We start from the raw sequence: 21,809 nt of genomic DNA on the forward strand, positions 1-21,809 counted from the left end.
AGTCTAGCCCAGGTCTGCTTCAGCGGCTGTCCTGGTCCTCGGCAGTGCCTCCGCTGGCTCCGGCACCAGAGCCGGTGGCTTCGCCGGTGCTGTTGGAGCCGCCAGAGGCACCGTCGGCGGCATCGGTGTTGCTGCCGGTGTCACTGCTGTCGTTACCTTTGCTGCTACCGGGGCTGTTGACGCTGCTGCCTTCACCGGCGGTCTTGCCGCCGGATTGGTCAGTTTGCGGATGGCTGTCGGTATGGGTGTCGGTGGCGGCGAAGGCAGCGCCGGTGAGGCTGGTCAGGGCCAGCGCCAGGCTCAGGGACAGCGGGCGAATGCGGATCATGGGACTTCTCCTTTGTGCAAGATCTGTCATTCGTTTGGCTGGCAGCTGCTGGCGGGGTGCCTTCTGGGCGACGAGTGGCAATCAACAGGATTCCGAGCGCTGTGCGGTCGCCGGGGTTTCGACCGGCTCCAGCGGCGGATGCTCCTGCGCCGCATGCATCAGGTCTTCGGTCACCCGCAACTCGGCACCGGTTGGCGAGAAGGTGGTCGAAGCGGTGAACGGCGCCGGGTGCTCTGCCGCCGGGCGCTTGCCGCGGCGCCACATGAAGAAGCACACCATGGCCAGGTTGACCACGGCAAACGCCCAGAACAGCCCAGCCTCGCCAAACTCGGTCATCATCGGCGAAATGGCCACCGGTGCCATGGCCGAGCCCAGCGAGTTGATCAGCAGCAGGCCCTGGATCATCGGCACCAGCGCATCGGACGGCGCGCGGTCGGCCGCATGGCTGACCGCCACCGGGTACAGGGTGAACACGCCACCACCCAGCAGGAACAGCATGGCCGGCAGCAGGAACGAGTCCGATGGCAGGAACACCGTTACAAGCGACAGGACAACGCACAACGCGGCCAGCGCGAGCAGCACATCGAGGCGGTCCTTGCGGTCGGACCAGCGCCCGACCGGGTATTGCAGCAGCATCGCGCCAAGGATCACCCAGGCCATCATGTTGCCGACCTCACCCACCTCCAGGCCGATGCGCTGCAAGTACAGTGGCAGTAGCGCATAAATGCCGGCAATCGCTACACCCGAGCCGAAGCAGCCGACCAGGCCCGACGGTGCCACGCCCAGCAACTGGCGGGGCTTGAGGGGTTCGACTTGGTCCAGCAGCGGCGACACCCGCGGCAGGATCACGATCGGCAACACCGACAGGGCGGCCAGCACGCCGGCCAGCATGAACGGGGCGGTATCGCCCAGCTGGGTGATTTCGCCAAGGCCAGCCTGGGCGATCACCCCGGCGCCGTAGAAGGCGATCATGTACAGCGCCAGCAAGCGGCCGCGGATCTTTGCGTCACCGGCCAGCAACAGCCAGCTTTCGATCACCAGGAACACGCCCACTGCGGCCCAGCCGTTGATCAGGCGTAGCACCGACCACCAGGTGACCTCGTAGAACAACCCTTGCAGCAGGATGGTCACGGCGATCAGCGAGGCGAAGCTGGTGTAGGCGCGGATGTGGCCGATGCGCAGGATCAGCCGGTCGTTGAAGATGGCGCCGAGGGTCAGGCCGATGAAGTAGGTCGACGAGACGATACCAATGGTGGTTGCAGACTCACCGGCGGCGCCCAGGCGCAGGGTGGTCAGGGAAGACATGAAGCCGTTGCCCAGGGCAATGATGAACAGCCCGAGCAGGGGCGCCAGCGCCATGGCCAGCAAACGCGGAGACATACGTACCTCTAGTTGGATGAGCGGAATGAGCACCTTCTCGGCGCGCACACCGGCTCGACCCGGCAAGGGGCGAGTGGCGACACGGATGCGACCTGGGCAAGACTCAACCGCTGGGCGCTATGGGAGATGGGCCGGGCGGGGAGGGTTGAGCCTACTTCACATGTGCGTTCATGTGTTCAGGCGCTGACTCTGTCATTGCTGCTGGTTGCCACCGTTCAAGGCGACGGGCGAAAAGGAAGCGGGATTCTACGGGCTTGGACGCTTTTGCCCAAGGGGCTCGGGTGTGCGACGAGACGCCGCAGTCTCAGCGCGACATGAACATGTCTTCCACAGACATTTTCGATGGCGGCTCCTGCGTGCGTTGAAATCGGCCCGGTAATCTCACTGAGTGCTGCATAATGCTGAACCCCACCAAGGAAGGCCCCCATGTTCGCGTCGCTGTTCGCAGTCCTGGCCCCGGTTTTCATCGTCGCCGGAATTGGTTTTGCCTGGGCCCGCAAGGGCCTGGATTACCCCACTGACTTCATCGCCCGGGTGGTAATGACCGTCGGCACACCTTCGCTGGTACTGTCCACCCTCAGCCGTACCGAGCTGGACCCGAATGCCTTTACCAGCATGGCCGTGGCCTGCTTGCTGTGCACTCTGGGGATGGCCTTGGCTGCTTTGCTGGTGTGTCGCGCGTCGGGCATGCACTGGCGGGTACTGCTGCCGGCGTTCATGTTCCCTAACACCGGCAACATGGGCCTGCCGATCAGTCTGTATGCCTTCGGGGAGCATGGCCTGGCCCTGGCCGTGGCATTCTTCCTGACCCTGTCGATCGTGCAGTTCACCATCGGCATGGCCATCTCCGGCACGGCGGCTTCGCTCAAGGCGCTGTTGCGCAACCCTATCGTCATCAGCCTGGCCGGCGCCATGCCCATCATTTTTCTCGATTTCGAACTGCCGCGCTGGCTGGCCAACACCGCAGACCTGCTGGGCGGCATGACCATTCCGCTCATGCTGCTGACCCTGGGGGTATCACTGGCCAGCATTCGCCTGCGTCACGTGGGCAGCGGCATGCTGCTGGGCGGCTTGCGCATTGGCCTGGGGGCTGCGGTGGGCTGGGCAGTGGGCGCGGTACTGGGTATGGACAGCCTGGAGCGTGCGGTGCTGATGGTGCAGTCGGCGATGCCGGTAGCCGTGTTCAACTACCTGATGGCGGTGCGGGCCAACCGTGAGCCAGAGCAGGTGGCGAACCTGGTGATGTGTTCTACGGTGCTGTCGTTTGCCTGGTTGCCGGTGGTGCTGGCTTGGTGGATGTAAGCCTGTTCTGGCCTTTTCGCGGGCTTGTCCGTGAAAGGCCAGTGGCAATCACATCATGTTCTGCGGATGCACCCGGGGCACCCTGCAGGAACTTTAGACGCTGCAGCGTTCAGCCTTGCTCATCAAGGCGTCTTAGAAGTCTACACTGGCCGACAAGCGCAAAACCCGCGGCGTACCTTGCGTCAGGTAGTTGTTCGAGGTCGACGCCGAAGCCCAGTACGCCTTGTTCGCCACGTTCTCCACATTGGCGCGCAATGTCACCTGCTTGTCGTCGAGCTTGAAGCGGTAGCGCCCGCCCAGGTCCACCCGGGTCCAGGCGGGGATGCTCAGGCTGTTGGCCGCATTCACATACTGGCCACCCGTGCGCAGCAGCCGGGCACTGAGCGCGGCGCCTTCGATACCGGGCACATCCCAGTCGGCGCCCAGGTTGTACTGAAAGCGCGGCACGCCAGCAGCACGGTTGCCGTCGTTGCTGCCATAGGCCGTGTTTTTCTGTTCGGTGTGCATGAACACCGCGCCTGTCAGCAGACGCAAGCCGTCTAGCGGTTCACCGAACAGGTTCAGCTCCACCCCCTTGTTGACCTGCTCGCCGTCCATGCTGAACGTGTCCAGCGCTGCCCCGGGAGCGCGATAGGTCACGCTGTTAGGCTGCTCGATACGGTACACGCCCAGGCTCGCACCAAAGCTGTTCCAGTCCAGCTTCACCCCGGCCTCTACCTGTTTGCTGCGCTTGGGCGGGAATACTTCGTTGGCATTGCTGACACTCGATGGTGCCGTTGGCCCCTGGGCCAGGCCCTCGATGCGGTTGGCATAGAACGACACATGCTCCCAGGGTTTGATCACCAGGCCATACACCGGGGTTGTGATCGACTCATCGTAAGGCGTGTTGCGCACACCTGTGGCAGTCGCCCAGCTGTCGACGCTGATCGACTGCCGGCGCACGCCCACGGTCAACAGCACGCGGTCATCCAGCAGCCCCAGGGTGTCGGACAACGCGACGCTCTTGTTGCGGTTCTTGCCGACGATGCGCGGGTCGTGCAAATCGCTGCCGAAATAGGTATCGGTCGGGCGCGGCACCTTGACCGGGTTGTAAAGGTTGCTGTCATAACGCTTGCTGGCCGCCAGCGCCTCGTAGGCCGAGCGCTGCTCACCCCACAGGCCGGACAGGCCAAAATTGACCCGGTGGCTGACCGGGCCGGTGGCAAAGCGGCCATTGACGCCGGCGACGGCGCTCTTGTTGTCTTCGTCGTGGGGCGCATAGAGGAACCCGCCGCGTGCAGTGCCATTCCCGTCACTGACATAGAGCGAGGAATACTCGCCGTTCTCACGGGTATGCTTGGCCCCGGCGCCGGCATACAGCATCCAGGCGTCGTTCAGGTCGTACTCGGCGTTGAGCATGCCGTAGGTGTCTTCCAGCTGCGACCAGCTCCAGGCCTGCGAGTAGTTGTCTCGCGCCGATGGCGCCCGGGGTACCTTGTTGCCGGTGGGGTAGATCACCGCACGGCCCTGGTTGATACGCTCTTTCTGGTAACCCAGGTCGGTGGACAGGCGCAGCCGTTCACCACGGTAGTCAAGGGCTACGGCAAGCAGGGTGGAATGCTGGGCCTCGTCATCGACGCCGCTGCCACCGTCATGCTGAGCCAGGTTGATGCGGGCGCCAAAACGGTTGTCTTCACCAAAACGCTGGCCCAGGTCGAGGTGGCCACCCACGTTGTCGCCCGTGGCGTAGTCGAGGGTGACATGCCGCGTGGCGCTATCTTCGGCACGCTTGGGCACCAGGTTGATCGCCCCTCCGATGCCGCTACCCTGTGGCGCGACCCCATTGAGAAAAGCACTGGAACCCTTGAATACCTCGACCCGCTCGAGTGCCTCGGTCGTCACGATCTGCCTCGGTAGCACCCCGTACAGGCCGTTATAGCTGATGTCGTCGGTGTTCAGCGGCAAACCGCGAATGGTGAACACCTGCGAAAAGTTGCCAAAGCCCGCCGACTGGCGCACTGACGCGTCATTGAGCAGCACGTCACCCAGGGTACGGGCCTGCTGGTCGGCGATGGTCTTGGCGGTATAGCTGGTAACGCTGAACGGCACGTCGCTGATTGCCTGGTCGCCCAGCACGCCCAGGCGGGCACTACGGGCTACCTGGCCACCTTGCCAGGTATCGGTGCTGGCGGCCAGGTCGCTGTTGATGGTGGTCGCGCCCAGTTCCACGGCATTGCCCAGGTCGACCGTCGGCGCCAAGGTATAACCGCCACTGTCGGTAGTGATCAGGCTGTAGCCACTGCCGGCCAACAGACGGGCAAAGCCTTGCGCGATACTGTAGCTGCCCTCCAGGCCTTGGCTTTGTACGCCCCTGAGCAGGGCCGGGTCGAATGACAACGCCACCCCGGCGTTGGCGGCAAAGCGCGCCAGTACATCGGCCAACGGGCCTGCGGCCAGGTGGTAAGTGCGCGCGGAGGTGTCGGCTGCCATCGCGGTGGGGGCCAGGGCGGCCATGGCGATGGCTAGGCTCAGGGCCTTCAAAGGCAAGCGGTACGGCTGGCGAGGCGTCATGCGTGGGTCCTGTGGGTGCAGAAATGAAGGTTCTGCACTCATCACCGGACGACGCAGGAAAAGGTATCAATCGTGCTGCCCATCGTGGGAACAACTGTCCTGCTCACACGTTGAAGCTTGGCGCGATCACCGGGAGCGTTGCCAGGGCTTCACACGTGTGGCTCCACAGTTACCCAGTAGCGGGTCATGCCCTGAATGTTCACCGGCAGGGTGTCGCTCAGCAGCCGCAGGCTGGCATCGGTGTCGGCCAGCGGGAATGCGCCAGACACCTTCAGCTCTCGCACTGCCGGGTGGCAGCGCAGCACGCCGGGGCGATAGCGGGCCAACTCTTGCAGCAGGTCGGCCAAGCGCATGTCGCGAGCCAGCAGCATGCCGTGCTCCCAGGCCAGGTCACCGGTTTCCAGCGGTGAGGCTGGTAGCACCCGGTCCCCATCGAAAGCGCTGCGCTCGCCTGCCTTGAGCAACAGGCTGTCGGCATGCAGCGGTCGAGTGTCGACTGCGCCTTCCAGGACGGCGACCTGGGTCAGCGGGCCATGGATACGCACGCTGAAGCGAGTGCCCCTGGCAGTTGCCTGCCCATGCGGGGTGCGCACTGACAGTGGCCGGGCCGGGGTCGCAGGGTCTTTGGCGCTGGTCAGTAGAATTTCGCCCGCCAGCAGGTCAATGCGGCGCTGTCGCGCGTCAAAGGTGATATCGATGGCGGTGTCAGTGTTAAGCAGCACCTGGCTGCCGTCGGCGAGCGTCAGCGTGCGTTGTTCGCCCACCGCTGTATGCGCATCGGCGGTCCATTGCTGCCACGGCGTTTCGCGCCAGGCCAGCCAGGCTGCCGGTGCTGCCAGCAGCCACAGCCCCAGGCGATGCAGCGCTTGGCGACGGCTTACCGCGCCGTTACGGCTCAGACGGCGCAGGGTTTCACCGGTAACCGGTGTGGGCAGGCGGCGGAAATCACCGAGGATGGCCTCTGCACGCTGCCACGCCTGGGCGTGCTGGGCACTGCGCTTGCACCAGGCCTGCACGGCGCGGTGGTCGGCCTCAGTGGCGGTGCCCGATTGCAGCTGCACCAGCCAGTCAGCCGCTTCGCCCAGGATCAGCGGGTCAATGCGCTGCACCATCACTCGATGCTCAGGCAGGCAAGGAATGCCGTACGCATGTCGCGCTTGATCGTGATCAGCGAAACCTGCAGCTGTTCGGCGATTTGGGCGTAGGTCAGGCCGTCCAGCTGTGACAGCAGGAACACCTGACGTACCCGCGCCGGCATGTCGCGCAGCATGGCGTCGATGCGGTACAGGGTTTCAAGGATCAGCCAGCGCGTTTCCGGCGAAGGCACCTCGGGTTGCGGCAAATGGGCGATGGCCTCCAGGTAGGCCCGCTCGACATCCTGGCGGCGCCAGCGGTCGACCACCAGGCCCTTGGCTATATGAGTAAGCAAGGCCCGGGGTTCGTTGCCAAAGTAGGGGTTGCCTTGGCGGCTGAGCAAGCGCACGAACGTGTCGTGAGCCAGGTCGGCGGCATCGCAGGCATTGCCCAGTTTACGGCCCAGCCAACCCTGCAGCCAGCCATGGTGCTCGGTGTACAGCGTCTGGACCTGCAGGTTGAGGCTAGGTTCGGCGGGTGGCATGGCGGGCGCGAGGCTCCGGAAGCGTGAGTGCAATCAAGAATTGATCGCATTCTAATCGGCGGCCCAGGAAACTGGCAATGCGCAGGGGTTACAAGGCCTTTGCCAAAAACGTCGCCGTGCGGCTGTCGGTACATGCCGCCACCACCTGCGGCGTGCCACTGACCACCACCTTGCCCCCGGCATCACCAGCCCCCGGCCCGATATCGATCACCCAGTCGCTCTGCGCCACCACTCGCATGTCGTGTTCGACCACCACCACGCTATGCCCGCTTTCTACCAGGCGGTTCAGTTGTACCAGCAGCCGGTCGATGTCCTGCGGGTGCAATCCGTTGGTGGGCTCATCCAGCACATACAGGGTCGCCCCGCGGGCCATGCGCTGCAGTTCGGTCGCCAGCTTGATCCGCTGCGCTTCACCACCGGACAGCTCGGTGGCCGGTTGGCCCAGACGCAAGTAGCCCAGGCCGATATCCTGCAGCACCTGCAGGCAACGGCGGGCAGGCGGTTGCTCGGCAAAAACCTGCAGGGCCTGGTCGACGGTCAACTGCAGCACTTGCGCGATGTTCATGCCTTGCCAGCTCACCGCCAGGGTTTCGGGGTTGTAGCGGGCACCCTGGCAGGTCGGGCAGGGCGCGTACACGCTGGGCATGAACAGCAGCTCGACGCTGACGAAACCCTCTCCCTCGCAGTTGGCGCACCGGCCCTTGGCAACGTTGAAGGAAAAGCGCCCGGCGTCGAAGCCCTGTGCCTTGGCCTGCTCGGTAGCCGCGAAGCATTTGCGCACGTGGTCGAACAGGCCTGTGTAGGTGGCCAGGTTGGAGCGCGGCGTGCGGCCGATCGGCTTCTGGTCAACCTGCACCAGCCGCTTGATGCTGCCAAGCCCGGCGCTTACGTGGCCGCTGCTGGTCTGTTCAGGTTCGTCTTCCAGGCTCTGCGCTTCGGGCTCGCTACGTTGCTCGGCATGGCCCAGGTGTGCCCCCACCAGTTCCAGCAGGGCCTGGCTGACCAGGCTGGATTTGCCCGAGCCGGAAATACCGGTAACGGCGGTAAAGCAGCCCAACGGAAATGCGGCGCTCAGGTTATCGAGGTTATTGCGCGTGATGCCTTCAAGCTTCAGCCAGTCGCGGGCCTGGCGGGGGGCGCGTGTGGCCTGTACCGGGGCATCGAACAGGTAGGTGCGGGTGCATGACTGTTGCACCTCGGCCAGGCCGGCGGGCGGCCCGCTGTAGAGGATGGTGCCGCCGTGTTCGCCGGCAGCGGGCCCTACATCCACCAGCCAGTCGGCGCGGCGCATGGTGTCCAGGTCATGCTCCACCACGTACACCGAGTTGCCAGCCTGTTTCAGGCGCTGCAGGGCTTCGAACAGCGCTTCACTGTCGGCCGGGTGCAAGCCGGCCGACGGCTCGTCGAGTACGTAAACCACCCCAAACAGCTGCGAATTCAGCTGGGTGGCCAGGCGCAGGCGTTGCAGTTCACCAGAAGACAAGGTCGGGGTGCTGCGCTCCAGGGCCAGGTAGCCGAGGCCGAGGTCAAGCAGCGTATCAATGCGTTCGAGCAGTTCTTTGGCGATGCGTTGGGCCGCCAGGCGTTTTTCCAGTGTCAGCTCGTCCTGCTGCTGGGTCAGGTAGTCGGCTGCCGCCACCTTGCGGAACACCTCAGCCAGCGCCTGCAACGACAGGTGCGACAGTTCGGCGATGTCCAGCCCGGCGAAGGTCACGGCCAGCGCTTCGCGCTTCAGGCGTTTGCCCTGGCACAGCGGGCAGGGGCTGGGGTGCATGTACTGGGCCACACGCTTGCGCATCTGCGCGCTCTGCGAGTGCATGAAGGTATGCAGCACGTAACGCCGGGCACCCATGAACGTGCCTTGATAGCTGGGCTCGAGTTTGCGCTTGAGCGCTTCGCGGGTCTGCGCCGGAGTCAGGCCGGCGTACACGGGGGCGGTGGGCGTCTCTTCGGTGAACAGGATCCAGTCGCGCTGCGCCTGAGGCAGGTCGCGCCAAGGGATATCGACGTCATAGCCCAGCGTGACCAGGATGTCGCGCAGGTTCTGCCCTTGCCAGGCCATTGGCCACGCCGCCACCGCACGCTCACGGATGGTCAGCGACGGGTCGGGGACCATGGTCGCTTCGGTCACCTCGTAGACACGGCCCAGGCCATGGCACTGCGGGCAAGCGCCCTGGGGCGTGTTCGGAGAAAAGTCTTCGGCGTACAGCATCGCTTGCCCGGGCGGGTAATGGCCAGCGCGGGAATAGAGCATGCGGATCGAACTGGACAAGGTGGTCACGCTACCCACCGAGGAACGTGCACTCGGCGTGCCGCGTTGCTGCTGCAGGGCCACCGCCGGCGGCAGGCCATCGATGGCATCGACATCCGGCACGCCAACCTGGTCGATCAGGCGCCGGGCATAGGGCGCGACCGATTCGAAATAACGCCGCTGGGCTTCGGCATACAGCGTGGAGAACGCCAACGAGGACTTGCCCGAGCCGGACACGCCGGTGAACACCACCAAGGCGTCGCGGGGGATATCGACATCGATGTTCTTCAGGTTGTGCTCGCGGGCGCCACGGACGCGGATGAAACCGCTTGGGGTGGTCGGGCTTGGAGGCATGAAGCAGTCCTTGTCTGAAGCTGAGCAGTGCGCTCAAGTTAACAGCAATTGCAGCGCCCTTGCGTGGGCAGCAGTCAAGGAATCTACCTGATAGAGCCGGTGGGGTGGCAGGGCGCCGGCTGTCTTCGCCTTACCTGACGTTCGTCTCAAGGCTTTTATTGCAGCCCCTAGCGGGTGCCCAGCACATCGCGGATGTTGTCCACCACATTGTTGTCCTTGATCACGTCACTCAACCAGCCTTCCAACGGCATGTTGCCCCACTTGATCGCACGTTCGATCAGGTAGGGTACCGGGCTTTGCGGTTCGCTCTGTTTGAAGTACTGGGCGATGCCCGCAAGCATGGTGAATGCCTCGTCGCGGGTCAGCGGGGTGGTGCGCAGGGCTGCTGGCGCGGTCGTCGGGGGCGTGGCATTCATCGGCTCACCTGCTTCGTGGAGGTTGGCAGCCATGGCCTGTGGCTGTGCTTCTTCCGGGATGGCGGGGTGTAGCTCTACGCCGCGGTCCTTGAGCAGTTTTTCCGCCAGCTGGCTGGCACGCGAAAGCATGTCGGCAAGGCTGGCAAAGCTGGGCGCCTCGTGGCCGAACAGGCGGTCGGCGCTGGCCTGCAGGCGTTTGCATGCATTCAGGCTGGTAGCGATCTGCTGCGCCTTGGCGCGCAGGTAATCGGTGTCGGTAAGCGCTACCGAGCGCTGGAAGATCTCGGCGTTGATCTTGCCTTCGTTCAGTGCTGTCTGCATCGCCTTGGGGTTTTGCAAGGCGAGGTTCTCTACATGGCGTGATTCGTCATAGCGCAACACGCCAAAATTCTGCCCCTGGATAATGGGCAAGCCACCGGCAATGTCGGTGAGCGTGGTCTTCAGCCAGGACAGTCGCGCCGCGCGCTCGTCCAGGCCGTCTTCGAGGGTGGGGTACAGTGTTTCCCAGAACGCAACCAGGAGCTGTTCGGTCAGCTCGAGGCCAAAGGTGATGCCTTCGAAGTGTTCACGCTGGGCCAGCCCCTCGCAGAGCCAGGCCACCAGCATCAGGTCTTTGCTTTGCTGCGCAAGCCCTTGAGCCGACAGGTTGATCACCTGCTCCCAGTCGGCAGTCTTCAAGTCGGTTTGCCAGTCGCCCTGGGTCAGGTAGTCAGGGTCCGCCCGGCGTGCCTCCTTGATCTGATCGAACAAGGCAGAGAAGCTCAAGTCTTCGCCACTGCCACCCTCGATAGGGGCGACCAGTGTGGCCAGCGAGAGGTCATTGAGAATTTCAGGCATAGAACACTCTGGACATGGCTAGTGAACAGCGCGCCGGAAAACCCGGCGCGCTGCGGAACACAGGCCGCCGAAGCGGCCCATGGTTCGGTACGTGCTTAGGCAAACACTTTGTTCGCGGTGCGGTCCCAGCCACCTACGATGTTGCCGCCGGCCTGGCCGTCGGTGCGGTTCTGCTGGGTGTAGGTGGTCTTGATGCGGGCGAAGTTGAAGCTGATTTCTTCAACCGGCAGGTCGCTGACCGCCTTGTCTTCACCATTCTGGTTGCCACCGGCGACAAACTTGACCGAAGAGACCACCACTTCTTCCATGTCGATGGTCAGGTAGGTGACCTTGTCACCACCGGCGCGGTTCACGTTCAGCTTCAGTTTGGCGATGTGCTTGCCGGTGCAGCAGTGTTCGAACAGTTTGGCCGATGCCTTGTCGACTGCCTTGCGGATCTTGAAGTCGCTCAGGGCAACGCGCTCGGAGGACGCACCGCCCGAGGAGCTGGCGGTTGCCGACGTAGCCTGGGTGGCGCCGTACTCGTAGCCCAGCACTTCGATCCAGTCCTTGTGTTTTTCATCCAGTACTTCGCCTGGGATGCCGTCGATTTGGATATACGCGTCAAATGCCATTGTGAAACTCTCCATTAACAACATGTAAAGGGTTGCTCATGCGCCCCTTGGTTTTGACCTCGCCGGGCGCGCCGGCAGAGGTAGCTTGCCGCCGCCCGGGCCTCATCCTGTGAGGCCCCGGCGACCGGTTTTTGCGGCGCGGCTCAGTTAAGCCCACGCACTTCGATTTCCACCCGGCGGTTGGGCTCCAGGCACTTGATCAACTGCGTTCGCGGCTGTTGCATGTCGCAGTTGACCAATGGCTTGCGGCTGCCTTCACCCTGCGCGACCACCAGTTCGGCAGGGACGCCCTTGCCAACCAGATAGGTGCGGATGGTTTGCGCCCGTTGTTTCGAAACCTGCAGGTTGCCCTGGCTGTCACCCAGTTGGTCGGCGTGCCCCGAGATGATGATCTTGCCGATATTCGGGGTGTTCAGCAGCTTGCTGGCAATGGCGCTCAGCTGATGCTGGCCTTCGTTTTTCAGGCTCTGGAAATCGGCGCGGCCGAAGGCGAACAGGGTGTCGGATTCCAGCGTGATGGTCTCGATCGCACGCAGTGACTGGGCCCGCAGGCTGTCGATGTAGTTGCGCGAACTGGACATCAGGAAGGCGTTGTCGAGGATGCGCGGTACATCTGGCTCACGGATCTGGTCGCTGTAGAACGTGATCTGGCGGCTGGCGTACAGGTAGTCCTGGTTGCCACCGGCCTCGCTGCCAGCGGCGGCCATGCTTTTGCCGGTATGGCGGGCGATGGCCGGGTACCAGTAGTCCGGCAGGTGCGCCTTGAGAAACGCCGGGTCGGCATGCTCGCGCTGGCCCGGAGAAAGCATCACGTAAGTGTCCAGCGCCGCCTTTCCGAAATTGGCGATCGACTGGGCGCGGTTGTCATGGGGCAGCGCCTCGGCCTCTACGCTGTCAATGCCGCTCACTGGCTGCAGCTCACGGGTGTTGCGCTGGTAGACCTTGAGCGTGGTCAGCAGGTACAGGGTACGGGTCAGATTATCGGCCGTGGGCTTTAGCATCACATTCTGCAACGTGGCGAAGTAGCGGTCGCGCAGCAGCGGCTCGACCTCATGGCCCTGGTACAGGCCCAGGCGCATGCCGAGGGGCACGCCCTTAGCGTGGTGTTGCTCATGGTAGTGGGCAGCCCAGAAGCGCAAGCGGTCGAGGCTTCGCCAGGCGGTGTACTGGCCGCTGGCCGCCTGGTCGTCGGCCTTGGCCTGGGCCAATTCATCGGCAATGCTGGCCAGGGTGGCGCGGTTGTTCAGGTACGACCAGCCCCACAGGCTGCACAGCACCAGTGCCGCCAGGCCGGCAGCGCCCACCCACCCGGCCTTGCGCCGGCGTTCACGGTGGTTGCTGGTGTACAGCGCCACCAAATGCTGGTCGGGAATGATCACTTTGCGGAACAGGCTGTTGATGAACAGCGGCGCCGGCTGGCTGCCGGCAGTGCCCGTTCCTTCTGCGTGTTCGAGCGCGAAGCGTTCGGCCACATGCTGGCCGTGGCAGCCCCACTGAGCCTCGTCGGCCTGCAGCGCCGCGGTGAAATAGAAACCGCGCAGCATTTCGGCATTCTGGTAAGGGTTGGCACGCAGCAGGCTGTCGACGAACTGATGCAGGCGCGGCTTGAGCGCGGCCAGCTCCAGCGGGAAGCGGTAGGCAGCGTCGTTCCGCCGGGTGACTTGTATGTCCTGCTGCACCAGCTGCTGGCTCGCCATCTGCCCCCAGTAACGCGTCAGCTCGTCCATCGCATTGCTGAAGCGTTGGCCCCAGTCGGCTTGCTCGTACCCCTTGTGAGAGAAGGTTTTACCCATCACTTCACCACGCGCGGCGTCGTCCAGCTGGCGATAGAACGCAGTGAAACCAGGGATCAGGTCGCACTTGGTGAAAACCAGGTAGATTGGCAGGCGCACTTCAAGCAGCGCGCAGCTTTCCTGAATGCGTTCGCGCAGGCGCTTGGCCACGCGCTCCTGGTCTTCGACCGAGCCATGCAGAATATCGGCGATGCTGACGCTGACGATCAAGCCGTTAAGGGGACGGCGCTGGCGGTGCTGGCGCAGCAGTTGCAAAAAGCCGCGCCACTTGCCGGCTTCCTCGGGGCTGTTCATGTAACGCCCGGCAGTGTCCAGCAGTACCGCTTCAGAGCTGAAGAACCAGTCGCAGTTGCGCGTGCCGCCCAGGCCCGCGACCCGCACGCCTTCGCGCTCGGCATAGGGGAAGTTCAGGCCCGACTGCAGGATCATCGTGCTCTTGCCGGCGGCAGGCTGGCCAATGACCAGGTACCAGGGCAGGGCATACAGGGCATCCTTGTTCGAAGTACCGCGCGGCTTGTTGCTGTGCAGGCGCTCGATGCCCTGCAGCAGGCGCTCGCGCAACAGGCTGACTTCTTCCCGGTCGGCCGGGGCTGCACTGAGTACAGCCTGGTCGGCGTCGTCGCGCAGCAGGCCTTCAAGGTTGTGGTGCTGACCCACTCCGCGGTACAGCAGCAGTACATAGCCCGCCGACAGCAGCAGAAACACGCCGATCCCGGCCAGCAGACTGTGCAGCGAGGCGAAGCCGAAGGCGCGGCCGATGGCCCAGACCAGGAAGATCGCCAGGAAGAACGCCACGCCCAGCAGGTAGGGTTGGTAGCGCAGGCAGTAGTACTTGAGCTTGTTCATACAGGCGTCGCATCCAGTGCATCGACGAACTGGTCGATGACATGTTCAAGGGGGCGGTCGTAATCGTGCAGCCGTGGCACCGTTGTCAGCGGGCTGAGCAACTCCAGGTGCTGGCACGGGTCGGCACAGCCACTGAGCAGGCGGTAGGCACAGCTGGCGTGGCGCGCGGGGAAGCAGTACAGCTGCGGGTGCATGAAGTCGTCGGCCAGCAGGCTCACTGCCGGCAGCTCTCGGTGTTCGCTCATGCGGGCCAGCCAAGTTAGCCAGAGGTCGGCAGTGGGGTTTTTAAGGCCACGTTCGGCCGGCAACGGCAATTCGATGCCGCCTGCAAAGTCGCCCCGCAGCGAGGCACGGCCGAGCTTGAGGTGGGCGAGGGCAGTGGCACTGTCGAAACCTGGCCAGGATCCATGAAGGGCACGGGCCACATCCGCGAAGCTGAAATCATGCAGGAACTTGGCGTGCACCCGGCGGAACAGGTCCAGGTCCTGGCCCTGCAGCGGGCGCAAGGCCTTGATCCGTTCGAACAGGCGGGTGCAGTCGGCGCCTTGCACGGCCTGGTGCAGCATCGGCTTGATCTGCGCGCTGAACAGCTCGCCAAGCGTGAACGGGTTGACCAGCCCAGTACTGTCATCGCCCTTGAGCAACTGGAAGATGAAGAACGGGTAGCGCCGCTGGCTGGCATCGCGCGAGCTGAGCAGGCCACCCAGTAGCCAGTTGCCGTTGCGTGCGCGGTAGGTGAAAAAACACATCGGCAGCGCGTCGAACAACGCCTGCCAGTCATCGCGGTAGCGCATGGCTGCCAGCGATGACTGCAACCAGGCGTCGAACTCGCAGACTTCTTCCGCCGCCCCATGCAGGCTGACGAAATCTGCGCTCGACGGCAGCTTGCCGAAGCAACCGATCATTGCGCGCCCCTGCTGTTGAGGGCGCTCAGGGCCTTGACGTCACCCAGATCGGTCAGCTTGACCCCGCCGAAGTTGCGCACGACAAGGCTTACGCGGCCGCTGGCGGTGTTCCAGCTGAAGCGTTGCTGAATGCCGTCCAGGTCGTCGACCCGAGCGCTCTCGTTCATGCGCAGCAGGCCCCACCGCCCTGGGAAGTCGAACACGGTGACCCGTGTGCCGCTCAGGGTGACGACGTCCAGGCGCGCGCCCGGAGCGTTGCTGGTGCCCGGCCAGGCGAAGCGGTTCCAACTGCTGCGGCCGTTGCGGTAGTGCTGCTCCTGGCCATCGAGGGTGAAGACGATGTCGGTGAAGTTGGCTGAAGGCTCCAGCATGATTTCGAAGCCGTTGTCACGGTCCGACAGGCTGGCGATCACCTGGCCCACGGAGCTGGCCTTGTCGATGCTGTTGAGCATGCCAGGGTTGACCAGCGCCGGCCCCTTGCCATCGCCCACTCCCAGACCTTCACCACCGGCCAGGTTGCCGATTTCGTTGCGCTTGAAGGCCGGCAGCAGGCCGCTGTCGGGATCTACGAAGCGTTGCAGGTCTTTCACCGAAGCCTCGTTGCGGCTGCTGCCAGCAATCGGGTAACGGTGTGCCATGACCTGCTCCCAGGGCTTGGCGATCTGCTGCGCCCAGGCCTTGGCGATCTGCTCGCCGGCCGGGTCGCGCAGGGTCGCCCAGGCATACTGGATGGGCAGGCTGAACAGCCCCTGCAGCGAGCGCGACAGGCCATCCTGGCTGGTGTCGACGCTGCTTTCCACGTAGTTGCGCACGGTGGTGATCTCGCTCGGCTGGCCTTCCAGGGTCTCGCTGATCAACTGTTTGCTGCTCTTGCCCACATCCTGCGAGCGCTGGATGTTGTTCATGCGCACCTTGAGTTTGCGCAAGGCGGCCAGGTAGCGATCCATGATGGTGCTGTCGGCGCCTTCGGCGTTGTTTTCGGCGAACACCCGCGCCACCGGCTCGAAGCGCTTGGCCAGGCTGCCGTCGTCCACCGCCGGCAGGGCCGGGGCGACGTTGGCAGGCAGGGTGTCGTTGGCGTCGAACAGACCGGTGACCTTGCTCCAGAAACCGTCATCGCGGCTGGTGCCTGGGGCCGGGATGGCCTGCTTGACCGGCAGGTCCCACTGGGTATTGTCGTTGACCGCCTGCAGCAGGTTCTTCACTGGCGAGTTCTGTACGTCGCTCAACAGCCCCAGCTCCCGGGTCGCCGAGGCCAGGTCGGCGAAGTGGCGCACGCCAACGCTGCTGACCATCTTGTACCAGGCCTGGGTGTAGTCGCGCTTGTAGCGGGTCATGAACTCGCGCACGAAGTTGGCCTTCTGCACGAGGGCATCGCCGCCTTCGCCGTCCAGCACCCAGTCCGACTCGTTGCGCAGGTTGCCCGACACCAGCTTGATCAGCTCGGGCTTGACGAAGGTGTCCCAGCCCTGGCGGGTGTAGATCGCCGGCACACCAGCGGTTCCGTACAGCAGCGCGCGGCCTGGTTGCGGGACCAGGTCGTTGAGGCTCAGCGCCGGGAACTGCCGGCTCGACTCGAGCTGCAGGCGCAGGTATTCGCGATCGACCAGCGAGCTGGAGATCATGAACGACTTGAGGTTCTGCCGGGTTTCGTTGATCAGCTGTTCGTTGCGCGGCAACGACGGCGCCTGGCCCTGCTCCAGCAAGTGCACGTACAGCGGGGCATTTTCTGCGATCACGCCAGCGTCGGCCGGGGTGCCTTCGCCTGCGGCGCTGGCCCAGGCCTGGGGCAGGCTGGCAGCGACGAAGGCCGGGTCTGGATGGGCCTGGGGCTCGGTCAGCAACAGGTACAGCTTGAGGGTGTTGTAGGCCTCGATGATCGAGGCCACCTGCTGCTCGTCCAGGCGCCCGAGCATTTCTTCGGACAGTGACAGCCCACCGGTGGCGGCGGACAGCTCGGCGCCATCGCTGGCAGTGGCCAGGTTGACCTTGGCGGCATAGGCGCCAGCGCGGGTGTTGCCCAGCGCGGCCTTGGCCCTGGCCGCAATGGCAGGGGCCAGCGGCTTGCCATTGCGCTTCTTCGGCTGCGGGGCCGGGGTGAATTCCAGCTCCTGGTTGATACCGTTGGCGAAGGTATTGAACGCCCGCATCTGCACTTGCAGGCTGCGTGCGATCGGTTCCAGCGCCTGGCTGCGCAGCTGCGCCAGGTAGGCGCTGCGGGTCACCTGGTGAATCGCCTCGCCCTGGTACAGGCCGCCACCCAACTGCAAGGGCACTCCCTGCAGGCGATGGGCCTCGACGTTGGCCATCTGCTCACGCAGCACTTCCAGGCCCTTGCCTGCGGCCAACTGCTGCTCGCGGTCTGCTGCCTGTTCGATGTGCGCCAGCTGCCCGCGCAGGCTGTCCAGCCACTGGCGGTTATTGGCGAACGACAGCGCTTGCCAACCGATAAACAGCAACCCGGTGGCGGCGGCCAGGCCCAGTAGCAGCGGGCTGAACGCAGCCTGGCGGCCCAGGCGCGACTGGTAAAGGATCAGGTCGCGGTCGGGGAAGATCACCTGGCGGAAAGTGTCGGTGATGAAGTAGCTGCGGTTGCCCAGGGCCTTGCCGACGTGCCCGGCCTGTTCATCGTAGGCGGCCTGCAGGGCGAATTCGTCGGCGATGACGTCTTCATAGACCTGCCCCAGTTGCTGCCCGTTCTGCAGTGCACTGGTGAAGTACAGGCCACGTAGCAGCGGGGCACCGCCGCGATGGCCGCGGGTAAAGTGTTCGAGGAATTGCTCGAGCACACCGCTGAGGGCGGCGAAGTACTGCGGGAAATTCAGCAGGGTGCTGTCGGCTTCGGCACCGAGGGCGATCATCTGCGCGTCGACGTGCTGGCGAATATGAGCTTGCAGCTTCCTCAGGCGCGTCTGCAGCACGGCGTGCAGGCCGTTGGTGCGGATTTCCGAAAGGCCAAAGGTCATGCCCAGCGGCTGCTGGCGTTCGTGCAGGTCGAGGCCGTCGAAAGCCTGGCTGAAGCCCGGCAACTGGTCGGTCTTGCTCAGCATCAGGTAAACCGGCGGGTTGGCATCGAGGCATTCGGCGTATTCTTCCACCCGGGCCACCAGCTGGGCAGCCAGGGCATTGCGCTCATCGCTGTTGGCCGCCAGCAGTTCGGGCAGGCTGACCACCAGGACCAGGCCATTGATCGCCGCTTTGCCGCGCTGCTTACGCAGCATGCGCAGAAAGGCCGAGAACTCGCTGGCCGATTGGTCGTCGCGCAGGTAGCGCCCGGCGGTGTCGATCATCACGGCGTCGGGGCTGAAGTACCAGTCGCAGTGCTGGGTGCCGCTTTCACTGTCGTTGGCCGTAGCGATGCTGGCCGACAGGCCGGAATGGGTCAACAGCGAGGTCTTGCCGGCCGCCGACATGCCGACCACCAGGTACCAGGGCAGGTCGGACAGGGCCGCCTTGCCGCCGCCACCGGCGGAGCGGTCGGTGCGCAGCATGGCGATGGCGTGCTTCAGGCGCTCACGCAGCACCTGCTGGTCACGGAACTCGCCAGTGGCATTCCACGAGCGGTCGACCTCGATCTGCAGCAGGTTCTCCAGGTTGTGTTCGGCGCGAATACGCTGGTATTGGCGCAGCACGATTACCAGCAGGAAGCAGGCACTGATGATTGCCAGCGCTTCAGGCACGTGATGACGCAGCCACGGCACCAGCGGCGCGGCCAGCCAGCAAATCAACAGGCTAGCCAGCCACAGCAATGGCAGCAGCAACCAGAAACTTTTCAACAGACGCAGTAATGTTTTCATGTCTTCCTGACTCGGCTACCTGGTATGTGCTCAGGCACTGAACAGCTGGCGGATTTGTTCGGACAGGGCGGCGACGTCCTTGCCAAGCAACCAGTCCAGCGTCAGGTACACGGCGACGCAGACCAACGCGATAAGCGCCAGATACACCCACAGCGGTACTTCATGGCGCAGCATCTGCGACACCTGGTCGGGCAGTGCCCAGTCCGGTGACAGGGCTTTGGGCGCCTTGCGGTAGCGGGCGATATCCTGGCCCAGTGTATTGGCCAGGTAACGCAGCTGGTCCTTTTGGCCGAGGCTGAACTTGCCCTCGAAGCCCAGTGCCAGGCACAGGTGGTAAACCTCGAGCACGTCGATGTTCTGCTTGACGTCGGCGCGCAGCGCATCGACCTTCTCGAAGAAGCCTTCGCCGGCCAGGTGCACGCCGAAATAGCGGAACTGCAACGGCTGCAGCTCAAAGTGCCGACGCAGCGCATTGTCGTCCGAGCGCAGGACGCTTTCGTCGAGGAAGGCGCACAACGCGTATTGGGTGTCCTTGACCTGCTCGACGCTGTAGTTGGCGGCACGGGCATCACGTTCCAGGTTGGCGAAGAAGCGTTCGACGCTACCTTCGAAGGCCTGCACCGAGGTGACCTGGCGGCCGCGACGTACGATCAACGCCATGCTGATGAAGTCCTGGACCAGGTCCTTGAGCGTCGGTTTGTCGCTGGCGGCCGGGACGGCGCCCTGTTGCAGTACGGCTTCGGTCATTTGAGCACCGCCATCAGTTCAAGCTTGAGGTTGGTAAAGGCGCTGGGCGCATAGAAGCAGATGGCCTGGGCGCTGATCATTCGCTCATACACAGTGCCGTGTGGCTCGATGGCGAAGTACTGGTTGTCCAGGCGCACCGGAATCGCGTTCGGCAGCCGCGCGGCATGATTGAGGGTGACACCCGGCATGGCGCTGTTGACCACCACTTCAATGTCTTCCGGCGAACCGACCTTGAAGGCACGGGGCACCAGCTCCAGCAGGCTGGCGCCGGGCATGTCGGCGTGCACGGCGATATAGAAGTCGGCTTCGGCCAGGCGCGGGTCGTGCAGTTGGCCTTGCCAGTGCGATGGCTTGGTCTGGGTCAGGTTGATGACAATGCACTGGTTGGGCACGACGTTGTCGAGCATCACCCGGATCATTTCGTCGAGCTTGACCAGCGACGCGGCCGGGTCGTGGTGGTCGTACTCGGGGATGTCGCTGAGCTGGGTGTCCAGGGTGAAGGTCAGCAGGCCGCCGGCAAGGTCGGCCAGGAACAGGTACAGGCGCTCTGGGTGCAGGCGCGGGTGGGCCAGTAGATGAGCCAGCTGCGGGTGGGCACGGTTGACCGTGTTCAGCAGCCAGAACAGGGTTACATCGCTGGAGCCGAACTCGGCGATCTGGTCGGCGCGCTCGCGGCGCCGGCCGGAAAGCGCCTTGCTCTTGGCCTGCAGGGCGCCGAGCAGGCGTTTGCCGATGCCGGCAATGGTCTCGTGGCTGCCCAGGTGCAAGGTGGGGTGGACGAAATGCGGGTCAAGGTTGAAACCGCCCATGCTGTTGCGTGTCAGCTTGGCCAGAGGGCAGTGGCTGTAACCGTCGAGGCTGTCACCGTCGACCAGCAGTACGACGTTCAAGCGCAAGCTGGTGATTTCGTTCTCCAGCTCGCCTTCATTAAGGTCGGGCAGGGTGTCGAACTGCTTGCGGAAACGCCGTGCGGCCTTGTGTTCGTGGCCATCCTCGACGTAGTTGAGGCCGAATGGCTCGGGCAGCTTGAGCGCAGCATAGACCTTCAGGTCGTTGGCCTTGAGCAGGTCCTTGAGGTCGCGCGCGGCCGGCAGCGGATCGTGCTGCGGCGCGTCGTAGAGGCTGCCATCGGGGAACACCAGCTTCAGGCGCTTGAGCTGCAGTGAACCATTGGCCAGGGCGTCCTCGTCCACCTGCAACGCCTGAACCCCCCAATGGAAAGGGGTGCTGCGCAGGGTCGCCTCAGCCAACTGGTGCTGATGGAATTCGTCCTGATACTGGAAGTGCTGGGGCAGCAGGAACATGCCTTCCGACCACATCACCCGGCTCTGCTTGCTCATTTGACGCTATCCACTAAAGAGTTGAAGGTTGAATCCATGGCGTTGCTGGCCGACTGGCTGGCGGCGTCGGTGGCTTTGTCGATGGCCGCGTCCTGCACCTTGTCGGTGAGGGTCGCGTCGGCATCCTTGGCCTTCTGCGCAGCGGCAAGCTGGTCGGCGGTCGGCGGTTTGTTCAGTACGTCCACGCCCCGCATGGCGCTGATTTCGGTGTTGTCCACCAGCACCCGCAGGCCGTCGGAGGAGAACCAGATACCGTCCTTGCGCAGCGAGTTGGCGTCGAAGGCGACTTTCCAGCGCGCGTCCTGCTCATCGCGGAAGAACGCCGCCACGCCGACGTAGCGCGCGTTCTTGGCCAGCGGCCACTGGTCGATCTGGCCAATGCCGGGCAGCAGGGTGATCTCGCGGGTTTCCACCAGGGTGTTGCCCAAGGCTTTTTGCGGGGCGTCCCACAGGGTCTCGGCATCGGTAGCCGCGAAGCGCTCGAGGTCGGTCAGCTGATACACGCGCATCACCACCGACAGCGGCTTGCCCTCGGCGTCGGGGTTGAGCTGGTTGCCGCCGTCGGAGGTCAGGATGACCTTTTCGCTGTCGGCCAGCATGTCGGCCGCCCAGCTGTCTTCCATGCGCTTGCCGATACGGTCGGTGACCCCGCAGCCGGCCAGCGCTACCAGCAAGGCGGCTGCGGTCAGGCGTTTGAGGACGATGTGCTTGTGTTGCATGACGGCAAAACC

The 21,809-nt window shown here is 64.2% G+C and carries 15 protein-coding genes; 1 reads left to right on the forward strand and 14 read right to left on the reverse strand.

Annotated elements, in window-relative coordinates; all coding sequences use genetic code 11:
* Positions 1-19 precede the first annotated feature (19 nt).
* Together ACF8O8_RS25270 and ACF8O8_RS25275 are read right to left on the reverse strand one after the other, a co-directional pair.
* Positions 20-328: a hypothetical protein gene (locus ACF8O8_RS25270; protein ID WP_392510672.1), complete on the reverse strand. Its 309-nt coding sequence runs from the start codon at positions 326-328 to the stop codon at positions 20-22.
* An 81-nt stretch (positions 329-409) separates the two neighbouring features.
* On the reverse strand, positions 410-1,708 hold the full coding sequence (locus ACF8O8_RS25275) for an MFS transporter (protein ID WP_020190937.1): 1,299 nt from the start codon (positions 1,706-1,708) through the stop codon (positions 410-412).
* A gap of 426 nt (positions 1,709-2,134) precedes the next feature.
* Here ACF8O8_RS25275 and ACF8O8_RS25280 point away from each other — a divergent pair, with 426 nt between their 5' ends.
* Positions 2,135-3,010 (forward strand): AEC family transporter, encoded by an 876-nt coding sequence (locus ACF8O8_RS25280; RefSeq protein WP_014591064.1) that lies wholly within the window; start codon positions 2,135-2,137, stop codon positions 3,008-3,010.
* A gap of 132 nt (positions 3,011-3,142) precedes the next feature.
* Here the strand turns inward: ACF8O8_RS25280 and ACF8O8_RS25285 are convergent, their stop codons facing one another.
* The 12 genes from ACF8O8_RS25285 to tssJ form a co-directional block, all read right to left on the reverse strand.
* Positions 3,143-5,560, reverse strand: coding sequence for a TonB-dependent receptor (locus ACF8O8_RS25285; protein WP_350297814.1), 2,418 nt, complete (start codon positions 5,558-5,560; stop codon positions 3,143-3,145).
* A gap of 149 nt (positions 5,561-5,709) precedes the next feature.
* On the reverse strand, positions 5,710-6,672 hold the full coding sequence (locus tag ACF8O8_RS25290; RefSeq protein ID WP_049586091.1) for a FecR domain-containing protein: 963 nt from the start codon (positions 6,670-6,672) through the stop codon (positions 5,710-5,712).
* Positions 6,672-7,178, reverse strand: coding sequence for a sigma-70 family RNA polymerase sigma factor (locus ACF8O8_RS25295; RefSeq protein ID WP_010953984.1), 507 nt, complete (start codon positions 7,176-7,178; stop codon positions 6,672-6,674). Before ACF8O8_RS25295 ends, ACF8O8_RS25290 begins: the two co-directional genes overlap by 1 nt.
* Positions 7,179-7,266: 88 nt before the next feature.
* Positions 7,267-9,783: an excinuclease ABC subunit A gene (locus ACF8O8_RS25300; protein ID WP_392510673.1), complete on the reverse strand. Its 2,517-nt coding sequence runs from the start codon at positions 9,781-9,783 to the stop codon at positions 7,267-7,269.
* Between the two features lie 167 nt (positions 9,784-9,950).
* Positions 9,951-11,036: a type VI secretion system protein TssA gene (tssA, locus tag ACF8O8_RS25305; protein ID WP_010953986.1), complete on the reverse strand. Its 1,086-nt coding sequence runs from the start codon at positions 11,034-11,036 to the stop codon at positions 9,951-9,953.
* Positions 11,037-11,131: 95 nt separating this feature from the next.
* Complete coding sequence (locus tag ACF8O8_RS25310; protein ID WP_012052417.1) at positions 11,132-11,650, reverse strand: type VI secretion system tube protein Hcp; 519 nt, start codon at positions 11,648-11,650, stop codon at positions 11,132-11,134.
* A gap of 143 nt (positions 11,651-11,793) precedes the next feature.
* Positions 11,794-14,289: a type VI secretion system membrane subunit TssM gene (gene tssM, locus ACF8O8_RS25315; RefSeq protein ID WP_221100012.1), complete on the reverse strand. Its 2,496-nt coding sequence runs from the start codon at positions 14,287-14,289 to the stop codon at positions 11,794-11,796.
* Positions 14,286-15,194, reverse strand: coding sequence for a type VI secretion system-associated protein TagF (tagF, locus tag ACF8O8_RS25320; RefSeq protein WP_392510674.1), 909 nt, complete (start codon positions 15,192-15,194; stop codon positions 14,286-14,288). The genes tssM and tagF overlap by 4 nt, the downstream gene beginning before the upstream one ends.
* Entirely contained in the window at positions 15,191-18,991 is a 3,801-nt protein-coding gene (locus tag ACF8O8_RS25325; RefSeq protein WP_392510675.1) for a type VI secretion protein IcmF/TssM N-terminal domain-containing protein, read from the reverse strand. The genes tagF and ACF8O8_RS25325 overlap by 4 nt, the downstream gene beginning before the upstream one ends.
* Positions 18,992-19,021: 30 nt before the next feature.
* Positions 19,022-19,738, reverse strand: coding sequence for a type IVB secretion system protein IcmH/DotU (icmH, locus tag ACF8O8_RS25330; RefSeq protein ID WP_010953990.1), 717 nt, complete (start codon positions 19,736-19,738; stop codon positions 19,022-19,024).
* The gene (tssK, locus tag ACF8O8_RS25335) at positions 19,735-21,078 is read right to left on the reverse strand and encodes a type VI secretion system baseplate subunit TssK (RefSeq protein ID WP_010953991.1); all 1,344 of its coding nucleotides are present in this window, start codon (positions 21,076-21,078) and stop codon (positions 19,735-19,737) included. Before tssK ends, icmH begins: the two co-directional genes overlap by 4 nt.
* Positions 21,075-21,797 carry a type VI secretion system lipoprotein TssJ gene (gene tssJ / locus ACF8O8_RS25340; protein WP_004576638.1) on the reverse strand — a complete coding sequence of 241 codons (723 nt, stop codon included), beginning with the start codon at positions 21,795-21,797 and terminating at the stop codon, positions 21,075-21,077. Before tssJ ends, tssK begins: the two co-directional genes overlap by 4 nt.
* Positions 21,798-21,809 lie beyond the last annotated feature (12 nt).

It is taken from the genome of Pseudomonas sp. TYF_14 (assembly GCF_043105275.1).
GTDB classification, from domain to species: domain Bacteria; phylum Pseudomonadota; class Gammaproteobacteria; order Pseudomonadales; family Pseudomonadaceae; genus Aquipseudomonas; species Aquipseudomonas alloputida.

What these genes read in the sequence shown, in the direction of transcription:
- ACF8O8_RS25300 (WP_392510673.1), bottom strand. Translation starts at nt 9,783, where the DNA reads ATGCCTCCAAGCCCGACCACCCCAAGCGGTTTCATCCGCGTCCGTGGC.
- tagF (WP_392510674.1), bottom strand. Translation starts at nt 15,194, where the DNA reads ATGATCGGTTGCTTCGGCAAGCTGCCGTCGAGCGCAGATTTCGTCAGC.
- ACF8O8_RS25295 (WP_010953984.1), bottom strand. Translation starts at nt 7,178, where the DNA reads ATGCCACCCGCCGAACCTAGCCTCAACCTGCAGGTCCAGACGCTGTAC.
- ACF8O8_RS25275 (WP_020190937.1), bottom strand. Translation starts at nt 1,708, where the DNA reads ATGTCTCCGCGTTTGCTGGCCATGGCGCTGGCGCCCCTGCTCGGGCTG.
- tssJ (WP_004576638.1), bottom strand. Translation starts at nt 21,797, where the DNA reads ATGCAACACAAGCACATCGTCCTCAAACGCCTGACCGCAGCCGCCTTG.
- tssA (WP_010953986.1), bottom strand. Translation starts at nt 11,036, where the DNA reads ATGCCTGAAATTCTCAATGACCTCTCGCTGGCCACACTGGTCGCCCCT.
- ACF8O8_RS25290 (WP_049586091.1), bottom strand. Translation starts at nt 6,672, where the DNA reads ATGGTGCAGCGCATTGACCCGCTGATCCTGGGCGAAGCGGCTGACTGG.
- icmH (WP_010953990.1), bottom strand. Translation starts at nt 19,738, where the DNA reads ATGACCGAAGCCGTACTGCAACAGGGCGCCGTCCCGGCCGCCAGCGAC.
- ACF8O8_RS25280 (WP_014591064.1), top strand. Translation starts at nt 2,135, where the DNA reads ATGTTCGCGTCGCTGTTCGCAGTCCTGGCCCCGGTTTTCATCGTCGCC.
- ACF8O8_RS25310 (WP_012052417.1), bottom strand. Translation starts at nt 11,650, where the DNA reads ATGGCATTTGACGCGTATATCCAAATCGACGGCATCCCAGGCGAAGTA.
- tssK (WP_010953991.1), bottom strand. Translation starts at nt 21,078, where the DNA reads ATGAGCAAGCAGAGCCGGGTGATGTGGTCGGAAGGCATGTTCCTGCTG.
- ACF8O8_RS25325 (WP_392510675.1), bottom strand. Translation starts at nt 18,991, where the DNA reads ATGAAAACATTACTGCGTCTGTTGAAAAGTTTCTGGTTGCTGCTGCCA.
- ACF8O8_RS25270 (WP_392510672.1), bottom strand. Translation starts at nt 328, where the DNA reads ATGATCCGCATTCGCCCGCTGTCCCTGAGCCTGGCGCTGGCCCTGACC.
- ACF8O8_RS25285 (WP_350297814.1), bottom strand. Translation starts at nt 5,560, where the DNA reads ATGACGCCTCGCCAGCCGTACCGCTTGCCTTTGAAGGCCCTGAGCCTA.
- tssM (WP_221100012.1), bottom strand. Translation starts at nt 14,289, where the DNA reads ATGAACAAGCTCAAGTACTACTGCCTGCGCTACCAACCCTACCTGCTG.